10 protein-coding genes and 1 pseudogene are annotated in these 13,645 nt (G+C 60.6%); 10 read left to right on the forward strand and 1 reads right to left on the reverse strand.

What is annotated here, in order from left to right; all coding sequences use genetic code 11:
• The first annotated feature begins 184 nt into the window (after positions 1 to 184).
• From SPO_RS12085 to SPO_RS12130, 10 genes are all read left to right on the forward strand, one after another.
• Entirely contained in the window at positions 185 to 1,138 is a 954-nt protein-coding gene (locus SPO_RS12085) for a tripartite tricarboxylate transporter substrate binding protein (RefSeq protein WP_011048096.1), read from the forward strand.
• Positions 1,139 to 1,167: 29 nt separating this feature from the next.
• Positions 1,168 to 1,656: a tripartite tricarboxylate transporter TctB family protein gene (locus SPO_RS22545; protein WP_011048097.1), complete on the forward strand. Its 489-nt coding sequence runs from the start codon at positions 1,168 to 1,170 to the stop codon at positions 1,654 to 1,656.
• 2 nt (positions 1,657 to 1,658) lie between these two features.
• Positions 1,659 to 3,218, forward strand: a complete 1,560-nt coding sequence (locus SPO_RS12095) for a tripartite tricarboxylate transporter permease (RefSeq protein ID WP_051420359.1) — start codon at positions 1,659 to 1,661, stop codon at positions 3,216 to 3,218.
• Between the two features lie 15 nt (positions 3,219 to 3,233).
• Positions 3,234 to 4,964, forward strand: a complete 1,731-nt coding sequence (locus tag SPO_RS12100) for a thiamine pyrophosphate-binding protein (protein WP_011048099.1) — start codon at positions 3,234 to 3,236, stop codon at positions 4,962 to 4,964.
• Positions 4,964 to 5,293, forward strand: coding sequence for a hydroxyisourate hydrolase (locus SPO_RS12105; protein ID WP_011048100.1), 330 nt, complete (start codon positions 4,964 to 4,966; stop codon positions 5,291 to 5,293). Before SPO_RS12100 ends, SPO_RS12105 begins: the two co-directional genes overlap by 1 nt.
• 8 nt (positions 5,294 to 5,301) lie before the next feature.
• The gene (locus SPO_RS12110) at positions 5,302 to 6,708 is read left to right on the forward strand and encodes an FAD-binding oxidoreductase (RefSeq protein WP_011048101.1); all 1,407 of its coding nucleotides are present in this window, start codon (positions 5,302 to 5,304) and stop codon (positions 6,706 to 6,708) included.
• 25 nt (positions 6,709 to 6,733) lie between these two features.
• Positions 6,734 to 7,375: a LysE family translocator gene (locus SPO_RS12115; RefSeq protein ID WP_011048102.1), complete on the forward strand. Its 642-nt coding sequence runs from the start codon at positions 6,734 to 6,736 to the stop codon at positions 7,373 to 7,375.
• 30 nt (positions 7,376 to 7,405) lie between these two features.
• A complete protein-coding gene (locus SPO_RS12120; protein ID WP_044028382.1) occupies positions 7,406 to 9,658 on the forward strand; it encodes a molybdopterin guanine dinucleotide-containing S/N-oxide reductase in 2,253 nt (750 codons plus the stop codon).
• A 494-nt stretch (positions 9,659 to 10,152) separates the two neighbouring features.
• Positions 10,153 to 10,713 (forward strand): hypothetical protein, encoded by a 561-nt coding sequence (locus tag SPO_RS22900; RefSeq protein ID WP_144083997.1) that lies wholly within the window; start codon positions 10,153 to 10,155, stop codon positions 10,711 to 10,713.
• A 965-nt stretch (positions 10,714 to 11,678) separates the two neighbouring features.
• Entirely contained in the window at positions 11,679 to 12,338 is a 660-nt protein-coding gene (locus SPO_RS12130) for a site-specific integrase (RefSeq protein WP_011048104.1), read from the forward strand.
• Here the strand turns inward: SPO_RS12130 and SPO_RS12135 are convergent.
• Positions 12,256 to 13,609 (reverse strand): annotated as a pseudogene (locus SPO_RS12135) (IS3 family transposase). The gene SPO_RS12130 and the pseudogene SPO_RS12135 sit on opposite strands and share 83 nt — an antisense overlap.
• Positions 13,610 to 13,645 lie beyond the last annotated feature (36 nt).

A 13,645-nucleotide genomic window follows, 5' to 3' on the forward strand; every position in this document is an offset into this window, starting at 1 on the left:
ACTTAGCCCCGAAAATCGCGACTTTTCAAGAAATTCCACCCGGTTTCGCGCAATGCCGCGCTTGAGTCATAGTCAATTGCTATCGGGTATATGCCGTGAAACAATTAGTTTCGCCCTGTGAAAACGGTAGGATTTTGTTCAGGACGCAGGCCGCAGACCTGCGCGTATCAAATGGGAGGACCCAATGAGACCAATCAAGAAGCTGCTAGGCGCTGCGCTGGTCGCTGGCCTGTCCGTAACGGCCGGAGTCCAAGTCGCTGCCGCCGATGAATATCCAACAAAACCGATCGAGATGATCATCGGCTTCAATCCCGGTGGGTTTTCGGATGCCATGGCGCGCAAACTGTCCGAACCCCTTACGGAAGAGTTGGGACAGACGATCGTGCACACCTACATGGGCGGTGCCGGCAGCAGCATTGCGGCAACCGCCGTCAAGGAGAAACCTGCCGACGGTTATACGTTGGTGGTGGGCACCAGCCTAACCTTCGGCTTCAACCCCCTTCAGGGCGAGGTCGCCTATACAAAGGAAGATTTCGACTATCTCCTGACCATGGCGCGGTTCGAAACCTCATTCGTATCGCTTGCCGACAAGCCCTGGACCGACCTGACCTCGATGCTTGAACATGCCAAGGAAACCGGCATCCCGCTGAAGTTCGGCTCGCTCGGCCCTGCCGACCGGTTGCAGATTGACGCGATTACCAAGGCGACGGGTGTTACGATCATTCCGCTGCCGATCAAGGGCGGCGCCAACATGATGCAGTCGATCCTGGGCGGTCACGTTGATTTCGGGCTGAGTGGTGGCCCTCATGTCCAATATGTGAAATCGGGTGAGATGATCGTGCTTGCGGCCTCCGGCTCCGAGCCGCTGAACGCGACACCGGATGCGCCGACCATGTCCAGCCTCGGCTATCCGGCGGTCAGCTATAACTCGGTAATCGCCGCACCCAAGGGACTGCCCGAAGATGTGCGCGCCAAACTGGAACAGGCTCTGCTTGACGCGGCGAACTCGGGCGAGTTCCAGGAACTTGTGCAGGGCCGTTTTGTGGGTATCACGCCGATGAACGGGGCCGAGACGGCTGCCTCAATCGATGCGATCAGTGCTGCGATGGAAGCTGTGATGAGCGACTCCGGCAGCTGATCGGGATCGCCAGGGCAGGAGTTGAGCCGGTGCCGTTGACCAACCGAAACATTGCGTCGATCGTGATTGCCGTCTTGTCTGGATTTGCATTGTGGTTGCTTCCTGACCATGTGCGCGGAGACAATCGACTCTTTGGGTCAAATGGAACTCTGCTTCCTGCCCTGGCTCTTGCCATTATCCTTGGGCTTTCGGCACTGGAAGTATTGCAGAGCCTGCTGGCCGCAAGGCGCAGCCGGATGCCCCATGCCGAGGATGTAGCCATCGGGCGCGCGGCGCTGTTCGGCATGCTGCTGGTAACGCTGCTTGCCGGGGTGTTCGCCGTCCTGCTGCGCCCGGTCGGATATGTGCCTGTCGCGCTTCTTCTGGTGTCGGCCCTGATGGTGGGAACAGGCGGGCGTCGCCCGCTGGTTGTTCTGGCAGTGTCGGCTGTTGCGGTGGCAATCCTCGTTGTGGGCTTGCGCTTCGGTCTGGGCGTTCATCTGCAACTCTGGCCCTCCGCAAACCTGTGGGGAGGTTGACCATGGACGCCTTGCTTGCAGGTATCCAGAACGCATTCGCGCTTGGGCCGCTTCTGGCGATCGCCGCCGGAGTCTCGATCGGCATCTTCATGGGCGCCGTGCCGGGGCTGACCGCTGCCATGGCGATTGCGCTTCTGGCACCGATCACCTTCGGAATGGACCCGCTGACGGCCGTGGCCTTCCTGATCGGTATCTACAAGGGAGGCACCTTTGGCGGGTCAATATCGGCGATCCTGCTGAACGTGCCCGGATCGCCGGAGGCCACGGCGACCGCCTTTGACGGCTACCCCCTGTCAAAATCCGGGCGGGCGAAACAAGCGCTTCAAATGGCGCTTTTCGCGTCGGTCTGCGGCGCGATCCTGGCGGATCTGATGCTTTATGCTGTGGCAGGGCCATTTTCGAAGATCGCGCTCAAGTTCGGTCCGGCCGAACTGACCTTCGTGGTGCTCTTTGCCTTTACCTTTGTGGCTGGCCTTACCGGCGGGTCGCTGGCGCGAGGGCTGATCGCCTGCGCTTTTGGCGTGCTTTGCGCGATGGTGGGCCTTGACCCGATGTCGGCCTCGCCGCGGATGACTTTCGGGATCGTTGAATTGCTGGACGGGTTGCCGCTGATCCCCATCGCCATCGGTATGCTGGGGCTGGCCGAGGTCATGGTTGCAGCCGAACGCGCATTTCTGCGCCGCAAAGAGGTTTCCTCGGACACTGAAAGCAGCCCGATCAGCGCCACCAGCGGCCCGCATTTGTCGCTGCCCGAGTTTGCCCGCCACTGGAAGACCGTGCTGCGCTCCAGCCTGATCGGTTCGGCCATTGGCGCGCTTCCGGGCATCGGCGCATCGCTGGCGGCCTTTATCGGCTATGGCACGGCGCAGAAATATTCGAAAACCCCTGAGAAATTCGGCAAAGGAACCCTTGATGGCGTCGCCGCGCCCGAGGCGGCGAATTCCGCCGTGGTTGGTGGCAGCTTCGTGCCGCTTCTGACGCTGGGCATCCCCGGCAACGTGACCACCGCGTTGCTGATCGGCACATTTCTGGTTCACGGGATCGAGCCGGGCCCGCATGTGTTCAAGACCGAACCGGCGCTGATATACGGCATTTTCACGATCCTTTTCGTCGCGAATTTCTTCAATCTTGCGATTGGGCTCATGGGCAGCGGGCTTTATGCGCATATCGTGAAAGCCCCCGAATATGTCAGCTATTCGATCATCGGCCTGACCTGCATGACGGGCGTTTTCGCCTCCACCAACAGTATTGTCAGCCTCTACATCATGATCATCTTTGCGGTGATCGGATACCTGATGAAGAAATTCGACTATTCCTTTGTCGCGTTCCTGATCGGCTTTGTGCTCGCCCCCGAATTCGAAGTGTCCTTCCGTTCATTCCTGCTGGTCGCGCAAGGTGATCCGTTGGGGCTGTTGATGACGCGCCCGATTGCGCTGGCGTTCTGCCTGCTGACCATCGTCGCCGTGCTTCGGATCGTCTGGAGCGAACACCAAAGAAGAACACGCAGCGCCACCTCTCTGAAAAACACGCCGGACCCGTCTTCCGGCCAAAAAAACCCATAGAAACGGAGTTTTGCCATGAACGCCCACACCAGGATCCGCGGCGGAGCGCTTCTTGCCCGTGCATTGAAGGAAAAGGGCGTGGAACATGCCTTTACGCTTGCGGGCGGGTTCTGCAATCCCGCGCTTGAGGGGTTCATGGAATGCCAGATGCCGATCATCAACTGCCCGCACGAACAGGTGGCGGGGCATCTGGCGGATGGGCATAGCCGGATCACGCGCAAGCCGAGCGTCTGCCTTGTGGGGCCGGAGGGCTTCGCCAATGCGGTGCCCGCCATGCTTGAAGCCTGGGGCGAGCGCACGCCGGTGATTTTTATCACCGGGTCCTCGACGCTCAAGCGGCAGGGCGCGGGCGGGTTCAAGGAAATCGACGATGTGGCGATTGCTGCGCCTCTCACCAAGTATTCGGTCCAGATCACCGATGGCTCGCGGATCAGCGAATTCGTCGATCGCGCCTGGCAGGCAGCGACCACGGGTTATCCCGGTCCGGTCCATCTTTCGTTGCCGGTTGATATCATGTTCTCCTCGTTTGAGGAGGACGCAGGCCGGAACGAGCGCCCCTTCGATCGCAGCGACAAGCCCGTGCCCCGCGCCTGGCCGGATCCGGCGCAGCTTGATGTGGTTCTGGGCCTTATCCGCAATGCCGAACGGCCGGTGATCATCGGCGGTCACGGCACCTGGTGGTCGGGGGGCGAAGAGGCTCTGGCGCGGGCGGGTGAGACGCTGCGCATACCGATATTCAACGTGCCTTATCACACAAAGATGTTGGGCGAAGGGTGCGACGCCTATATGGGGCTGGCGGATTTCCACCAATACCACCCGTCCAAACCCGCGATCCACGAGGCGGATGTGGTGGTGATGGTCGGCTGTCGGCTCGACAACCAGATGAACTTTGGGAACCCGCCGTTCATCCAACCCGAAACCAAGTTGATCTGTGTGAACGGCAGCCACGAAGAGCTGGATTACAACATCGGCGCGGATGTGCCCTTGCTTTCTGATCCCGGAGCCTTCCTGACCGCGCTTGAGGGGCTGAAAAAGACCTGGGAGCCATGGCTTGATCTGCAAATACAGCGGCGCAGGGACTGGGTGCGGGAATGGTCCGATCACATCGCCGCCGAGACGGCGACGGACGAGGCCGAAGGCCGCAAGATGCATCCCTTGCAACTGGCGCTGGATGTACAAGAGGCGATGAAGGACGGCGACTGGCTGGTCTTCGACGGCGGTAACACCCATTTCTGGAACGAGATCGCCACCAATATCGCCGCCGCGCGAGGCCGGGTACTGGGCGGCATCCTGCATCCGGGCAATTATTCGCTTCTGGGTGTCGGCGTGTCCTTTGCGTTGGCCGCCAAGAACCTCAACCGTGACAAGACAACCGTTCTGGTGACCGGCGACGGCGCGTTTCTGTCAGGCGGGCTGTCGATCGAAACCTGCTTTCAAGAGAACATTCCCATCGTTGTGGTGGTCGATAACAATGGCGGGCTGGACTGTATCAGCCAGCAGCAGGAACGGCTGTTTTCAAACCGGCAGCATTATGCGACCGATTTCCGCGACATCCCGTTCCACAGCATGTTCGAGGGTCTCGGCGGCCACGGCGAACTGGTTACGCGGCGCGCGGACCTGGCCGGTGCCCTGGAACGTGCCATCGCGTCCGGCAAGACGGCCTGCATCAACGTCAAGTGTCGGGGTGTGATCAGTCCGATCGTCGCCGCGACCTCGGACAAGCGCGACAAGGCCTCGATCGAGTGATGGCGACCGTTTCCTCGCATATTTTGAACGCTGTTGACGGAACCCATGCGGCCGGTGTCGCGGTGCGTTTGATCAATCTGGGGACCGGTGAGACGCTGTTTGACACCATGACAGACGCGGGAGGGCGGTTGAAAGAAGTGGTCTCGCGCATTGACCGCGACGCCGAGTACGAATTGACCTTTGATGTTGGAGCATACTGGGTCGCGCGCGGCATCGCCCCGCGTATGCGAGAGATCGTGCTGCGGTTCGGCATGCCCGACGACGACGGCACCTATCATTCCCCTATCATCGCCAGTCCGAACGGGTATTCCGTCTGGACTTCGGAGTAACCCGCCCCATGCTGGCCCCCGACATCGCGGAAAAGTTGAAGACGATCAGTGGGCCCAAGGGCTGGTTGGGGGGACCCGACACCGCCCGTTACAACGAAGACCCGCGCGGGCGTGTCACCGGTGCGGCGGAGCTGATCCTGCGACCGGATTCGGCGGACAAGGTGTCGCACATCCTGAAGACCTGCAACGACACCGGAACCGGCATCATCCCCTTCGGTGGCGGAACAGGTGGCGCGAACGGGCATCTCGATCCTTGTGGCAGGCATGTGGTCCTGTCACTGGAACGGATGTCCCGGATCCGGTCTGTCAGCGCCTCTGACAGTGCGATCACGGTCGAGGCCGGGGTAAAGCTGTGCGATATCCACGCCGCCGCAGACGGGATCGGGCGCGTGTTCGGTCTGTCGCTCGCTTCCGAGGGAAGCTGCACCATCGGCGGCAATCTGGCCAGCAACGCGGGCGGGGTGCGGACCCTGCGCTATGGCAATGCTCGCGACCTTTGCTTGGGGATCGAAGCCGTGATGGCGGACGGGTCTGTCCTTAGCAGCCTTGCCCCGCTGCGCAAGGACAACACCGGCTACGACCTGCGCCACCTGTTGATCGGGTCCGAGGGCACGCTTGGCATCATCACCGCCGCCACGCTGAAGCTGTCGCCCGCAACGCAGAGCCGGGACACGCTGTTTTGCGCCGTCCCCTCGCCCGGGGCCGCTCTCGACTTGCTCAATACCCTGCGCGACCAGTTGGGCGAGGTTGTCACCGCTTTCGAACTGATGTCGGCGCTTGGCCTGTCGCTGGCGCTAAAGCACTTTCCCACCCTGCGCGACCCGTTCAGGGACCGGCACGACTGGTATGTGGTCGCTGATATCGCAGGGCCCCGTGCCCTGAGTGACTGGCTGGAAGCCGCGCTTGCGCAGGCATTCGAGGCCGGTCTGATCAAGGATGCCGTGGTCGCTGCATCCGGCGCGCAGGCGGCAGATCTTTGGGCGCTCCGCGAGAATGCGTTCGAATACAACAAGCTGGAGGGGGTGCTATACAGTTCAGACACCTCGGTGCCGCTTGGCCAGATCGGGGATTTTATTGACCGGACCGCACGGGATCTCGCCGAATGGGATTCCAGCCTACGCGCCAATTTCTACGGCCATATTGGCGATGGCAACATCCATGTGAATGTTTTTGCACCCGAGAACGCGCGGCAGGTGTTTCTCGAACACCGTCCCGACGCCGCCGCCCGGATCGCCGATATCATCGACACCGCAACCCTTGACTGCGACGGCTCGATCAGTGCCGAACACGGTATCGGGCGGGCCAAGGTCGATGCCCTGAAACGCCATGGCGACCCGGTCAAGCTGGCGATGATGCGGCACATCAAACAGGCGCTCGACCCCAATGGCATCCTGAACCCGGGTGCCGTCTTGTGACGCCCCATCAGCCTCACCGCACCCGATGACCTGGGAGGCATGGATATCCCTCGTTCTGGTCGCAGGCGTCGCTATCGTCACGCCGGGGCCGGGGAACCTGAACACGCTTCGCCGGGCGGTCGAGCTGGGATACCGAAGCGCCATCTTCAGTGTCATGGGCAATGCTGCGGGCCTGATGGTGCTGGGGGCCGCGACTGGCATTGGCTTGCTCGCGATGCTGATCGCCTCGCCGGGTGCCTGGGCGCTGTTTCAATGGGTGGGCATCGGGTTCCTGCTGTTTCTTGGCGCGCAAATGATCCTGACTTCTTCACATGTCTGCACGGCGTCTACCCCGGCATCACGTCGCACGAGGTTTCACCTCTTTGCCGAAGCGGCCGGCGTCTCTGCTCTGAACCCGAAGGCAGCGCTGTTTTTCGTCGCCATCTTCCCGCTCTATACCGACCCGGACCGGCCAATGCCGCTCCAGGTTTTCCTGATCGTTGCCACATGCCTGAGCATCTCGGTGATGTCGCATGCGCTTTACATCCTTCTGGCACATCAGATGCGCCCGCATCTGAGCCGCCCGGCATCGTATCGCGCGTTCCGGCTGTGTTCGGGATTGGTCATGCTTGGCCTTGCCCTGTGGTTGTTGATGCAGAATGTTGCAGGGACCGAGGTTGCCGGATGATTGGCGCAATCAACGCGGAAAGGATCGATCATGTCCAAACAAACCCGTGAGCTTCTTACCAGCACCCATTGGGGCACATACCGGGTCGAGGTGAAGGACGGCAAGGTAACAGCACTGCGCGGGTTCGAGGAAGACCCCGATCCTTCGGCTATTGGTCCGGGCATCGTCGATGTGCTGGACGGGCCAACCCGGATCACCGCACCAATGGTGCGCAAGGGCTGGCTGGAGGGTGGCCCGGGTGCGGCGGGCGACCGGCGCGGGGCCGACGATTTCGTCGAGATTACCTGGGACGAGGCCAACCGGATTGTCGCGAACGAGCTGGACCGTGTCCGAAAGACCCATGGGAACCGGGCGATCTATGCCGGCTCCTATGGCTGGGCCAGCGCCGGACGGTTTCACCATGCGCAAAGCCAGCTTAAACGGTTCCTGAACTGCATCGGCGGATTCACCGGATCGAAGAACACTTACTCCTTCGCAGCCGCCGAGGTCGTTGTGCCCCATATCCTCGGCGACTTCCGGACCTATATCGACACGACCACAAGCTGGGCAAGCATCGCGTCGGATTGCGAGCTCTTTGTTGCCTTTGGCGGGGTGCCTCTGAAGAACGGCCAGATCAGCCAGGGCGGCACCGGCGCGCATGTGCAGAGGGGCGGGCTTCTGGCCGCCCATGAGGCAGGCGTCAGGTTCGTGAACATCTCGCCCCTGCGCTCGGATATTCTCGATCGCGTCGGGGCGGATTGGCTGGCCATCCGGCCCAGCACCGATGTGGCGCTGATGCTGGCGCTGGCCCATGTCCTGCTGAACGAGGGTTTGCACGATCCCGACTTCCTCGACCGCTTTACCGTTGGTTTTGATCGCTTCGCGGCGTATCTTAGGGGCGGAACGGACGGGCAGGCCAAAACGCCCGAATGGGCGGCAGAGATCTGCGGGATACCGGCCGGAACCATTGCAAAGCTGGCCCGTGACATGGCCGCCAGCCGCACGATGATCTCGACGGCCTGGGCGCTGACACGGCAGGATCACGGCGAACAACCCTTTTGGGCGGCGATTGCGCTGGCCGCGATGCTGGGGCAAATCGGCCTGCCAGGTACCGGTATCGGCTTCGGCTATTCGGCGATGAACAATACCGGGCTGAACCGGCGCCAGATCAACTATGCGTCCTTTCCACAGGGCCGGAACCCGGTCCCGGATTTCATTCCCGTGGCACGTGTCACCGAGATGCTGGAAAATCCAGGGGGGCGGTTCGAGTATGACGGCAAGACCTACGAATACCCCGACATCCGACTGGTCTGGTGGGCGGGTGGCAACCCGTTTCACCACCATCAGGACCTGAACAGGATGCGCCGTGCCTGGGCCCGACCCGAGACGATCATCGCCAACGAATGGTGCTGGAATGCCCTGGCACAACACGCCGATATCGTGCTGCCCTGTACCACCCCGCTTGAGCGTAGCGATATCGCCTTGACACCCAAGGACCCCTACCAGGTGGTGATGGATCAAGCCATCTTGCCCGTCGGACAAGCACGGGACGACCACGGCATCTTTCGCGGGGTCGCTGCCGAGATGGGGGTGGAAGACATGTTTACCGAAGGCAAAAGCGCCGGGGAATGGCAGCGCTGGCTCTGGGATGTCTCGCGCCAGCAGGCGGCGGAACAGGGTGTGGAATTGCCCGGCTGGGACAGGTTGCAGCGGGACGGCTGGATCCGGGTTCCCGCCCCCGCTGCACCGACGATCATGCTGGAAGCCTTCCGCACCGACCCGACAGCCAATCCTTTGGCGACGCCTTCGGGCAAGATCGAGATCTATTCCGAAACTATCGCGGGCTTCGGCTATGACGATTGCCCCGGCCACCCGGCCTGGATGGAGCCTGCCGAATGGCTGGGCCGCGCTGACCCGGGCCAGTTGCACATGATCTCGAACCAGCCGCGCAACAAGCTGCACAGCCAGCTGGACCACGGCTCGGTCAGTCGCGCCGATCGTCCCAAAGGCGTCGAACCGGTCATGATGCATCCGGCTGATGCCGCCGCACGCAAACTGACGGGCGGCCAGATCGTACGCCTGCACAACACACGCGGAGCCTGTCTGGCTGAATTGAGGCTGAGCGACGCCATCCGCCCCGGCGTGATCCAGATCGCCACTGGCGCCTGGCTCGACCCCCAGGGTGACCTCTGCCGCCGTGGCAACCCCAACATGCTCACCCTCGACAAGGGCACATCGAAACTGGCTCAGGGACCAATCGCCCATTCCTGTCTGGTAATGGTCGAAGCCTGTGCAGAAGCGTAGCCAAAAAATCGCCGTCAAAATTCCCAGCCGCTCCAAACCACTCTTTGAGGATGATGAATTTGAGACTTGGCAGATATCGACGCGTTGGACACTGGTGCAACTTCTGCTGCAGGACCAATGGCGAATATCCACACTCAATTCACGAGAAGCCAATGAAATCAGAAAATGAGTTCCATTGAGAAAGAAACTGACGGCAGGTATTCACTCCGCGCGGTAGCTTGAAGCGTTCCGCCAAAAACCTGAAGCACCGGTTTATGGCGGAACGCTTTAGCCAAAAATGCGGCTGCAGCGAAAACCTTGCTGCGAGCGCACGCAGCGAGAAAATCCTATTCACGGGTTGGACTTATCGCGGACCTTGACCGCGTTAGTCACGAGTGGCCGGGTCAGGGCATCTCTGCCGTTCGCTGCGCGGTGCCTGAACTGGAAAGAAGCGGTCGAAGCGTCATTTCGCTGCACTTGCGCCAATGTCTGTTTTGGGTGACTGATGGCGGGCCATGACATTTAGAGAATTCAGCAATATTACTTTCGCTATCGGAATGCTCTTAGCACTGTCCGCTTGCTCTTCAGGATACGTAGCTACCGCCAACCTTCAGGGGAGCGCGACTGCGAGCATGTCTGTTACGCCCATGTTCGGTTTTCACAGCGACTGGACCAGAGAATTCACCATCAATGACGGTAATACGACAGCTTCCATCGACCTTTCTGAAGATACAGGATGGTGGCGAGGCTCCCACTTATATCTCCACTCTTCAGGCACTTATGTTGTCCACGAAGGACAAAATGGGTGTTTCGACTTTACTCTCGAGCCAGTTTCGTTTGATGCTCGCGTCTCGATATCGTGCGCCAAGATGGCCGATAAGGCTGCTCGACTCTCGGCGGATAGTCCCGAACTGGACGGATATCCAGCGTCGAGATACTATGTCGGGTTGTTCTATATCGGCAGGTTCGTTGAAGCTGGTCACGTACAAGAGTTGCGGGACACGCGTGCCGAAACACCAATCGTCTTCCAAACATACGAACAACAAGCCGAGCCAGAACTGCCAGAAATTCTGTAAATAGACGTTCGTGCGCAACGCAGCATCGGTCAAAGTGGGCTCAGAGTACGAATTCGTCGCAGTTTGAACGAACGACGGCTTCAGGGAACCTGATGTACCTTCTCGTCCAGAACCGCCCTAGAAGAAGCGGCGCACTGGGGGCCGATCACCAGAAAAAAGTGGCCGCTATATCGTCCTTGGTCGGCGGCCGGAGGATCGAGGGATACAGAGGCGAAAGCGCTCGCATGTCTGAATAGAGTAGCGGGCCGACAATCCGGCATCCGAAAGTTACAACATTTTTTACAACATGCCCTATCAGGCCTTGGCAAAGCCTTCAGAACAAAAAGGGAAATTCGAACTACCTGTTCCATCCAACATAGGGGCCACAAGCAATCTAGCGCGTTGATTTATTTGATTTTTTGTGCATCCTTAAACTGTTGGCGGCGGATTTGGCTCACGCTGGAATACGCCCCAGTATCCCCGAATTTGCCCCTCTGCGACGACTCATTGCGCACATGAGCCGCAAGACGAAAATGGCCTCCCTCTACCCGCGCTCCCCTCCGGTGCCTGACCCGCGTCCAGATCAGACGACAGGCTGGCTCACGCGAGCGAGACGTTCCTCCGTCGCGACGATGCCGCACGCTCAAGCCCGCCAGGCGGAGAGCCCTGCGTCGATCAGGGGCCTCGCACCTACAAGCACGTCCGTTGCCCGCCTCCAGACCTTTGGCCACCTCATTGACGCGTCTGTAACCGATATGTGCGAGGTAGGGAAACCGCCGCGTCGCGAGCCAAGGCCGCCACGCTCACAACGCTCAAGCGTGATTTTGGGAAGGAACGGATCGGTCACCTCGACCGGTCCGAGCCTGATTGACTACGGCAAGATGCGCGCGGAGTTAGGTGAGGCGCGTCTTGCGGATTGATCCAGTGGATCAATCCGAGCGCTGAACGGCCCGGTCACGCTCGGGATCGATATCGGCGTGATCAAGATGATCGTCACCCACGCGGCAGCGGTGCACGGCCTCGACACCTCTCCGGAGCCCGTCGATCTGGCGCGCGTCGCGCTCAAGCGTCTCGGGCTGATCGGCAAGGGCACAGAGCGGGATCGTCACCCCACTACGGACGAGTTGAACCGCCTCTTCCGTTGCTTCGATGACAACGAACGCCTGACCCTGCCGATGACGCGGATCGTGAAGTTCGCCGTGGCCACTGCGATGCGGCTCGACGAGATTTGCCGCGTCGAATGGGCCGATCTCGACGTCGACCACAGGACGCTCCTGATCCGCGACAGGAAGGACCCGCGCAACAAGACCGGCAACGACCAGCGGATCCCGCTTTTCGCTGCTACTGGCTTCGACGCCTGGGCACTGGTCACCGAACAGGCCAAGGAACTGGGTCTCACCAACGGGCGGATCTTTCCCTATAGCTCGAAATCGGTCGGTACAGCCTTCCGGCGCGCCTGCGTCGAAGTCGGCGTGAAGGACCTGCATTTCCACGATTTGCGCCATGAAGGCACTAGCCTCCTGTTCGAGTGGCGTGCCCCAATCTGGTGGTCCGGTTTGACTGTTAGTGCATCGTCGGCCTCTGGTCCATTGGAACGATACTTTCCGGCGCAGGCGGGCGGTATCCCAGTGTGCTATGCGGCCTGACGGTGTTAAAATGGATACGCCACTGCTTGATCAGGATTTGCGCTTCCCGTTGGCTGTAGAAGATTTCGCCGTTCAACAGCTCGTCCCTGAACTGGGCGTTGAAGCTTTCACAATATCCGTTTTCCCATGGTGATCCGGGTTCGATATAGGCGGTCTTCGCGCCGAGGGCGGCGATCCAGTCCCGTACTTTTTGGGCAATAAACTCGGGGCCCCCTCTCGGCAGATTTGGTTTCACCAAATCGCCTGCCGGGCAATGATTGTCGGATCTTATGTATTCCGGTGGGCCATGCAGGATGAACAGCTCCGTCAGCGCATCCAGCACGTCCGTTCAGTAGAGCTTGCGATCGACGCGGATCATACGTTGCCCGGCAGGCGATTTGGCCTTACCAAATCTGCCGAGAGGGGGGCCTCGTTGGTGTATTCGTCGATTATGTTCAGCGTTCGGTAGATCCGTCCGTCGGCGGTGCGATCCTGAACGAAGTCGTAGGTCCAGACATGGTTGGGTCGTTCCGGCCGGAGCCGTACGCAGGATCCGTCCACTGCCCGGCAGGGCATTGCGCAGCAATGTCCCGAGAGGGTTCAGCCAAAGCCGGCCTTTCTTCTTTTGTTTTCGCGGAACCTTCAGCCCTTCGCGTCGTCAGGTGCGCTCGACCCGCTTACCCCCTCTCGGCAGATTTGCTACGCAAATCGCCTGCCGGGCAGCGGTATCACATGCCAGCCCGCGTTATTCAGCAGGCCGGACACCATGCGATAGCCATAGCGCCCGTACTGATCGGCCAACATCGATGATGTCGTCGGTCAGACGCTGCTCGTCGGCCCGGCCCTGCGGCACCTTGCGCTGCGTGGACCGATGCTGCCCGAGTGTGCGGCCGGCACGACGCTCGGAGAAGCCAAGCTCCCGCCGCACATGGTCGATGCACTTGCGACGACGCGACGGGCTCAGAAGGGCTGCGCGTTCAGGCCTGAAAATCATTCACTGGGTGATTTCCTTTACGGCCTTCATCCTTTGCCGCCTAGGTCAGGATGAGCTTGCCCAGCGTACGCTCAGACACCGCCCGCCGAAGCCGCTGGTTCTCCTTCTCAAGCTCCATCAGTCGGGTGAGCTGAGACCGCTGCGTCCCGCCATACAGCTTGCGCCATCGATAGAACGTCTGTTGCGTCACGCCGACCTGGCGCACCGCCTCGGCAATCGTTGCGCCTTGTCCCTGCAGAACTTCAACCTGCCGAAGCTTCGATACGATCTCTTCGGGATTCTCACGCTTTCCAGCCATCGCTGATCCTCCAATCTTGTGGGACAATCTATCCCA

The sequence above is a fragment of the Ruegeria pomeroyi DSS-3 genome (assembly GCF_000011965.2).
Lineage (GTDB): Bacteria > Pseudomonadota > Alphaproteobacteria > Rhodobacterales > Rhodobacteraceae > Ruegeria_B > Ruegeria_B pomeroyi.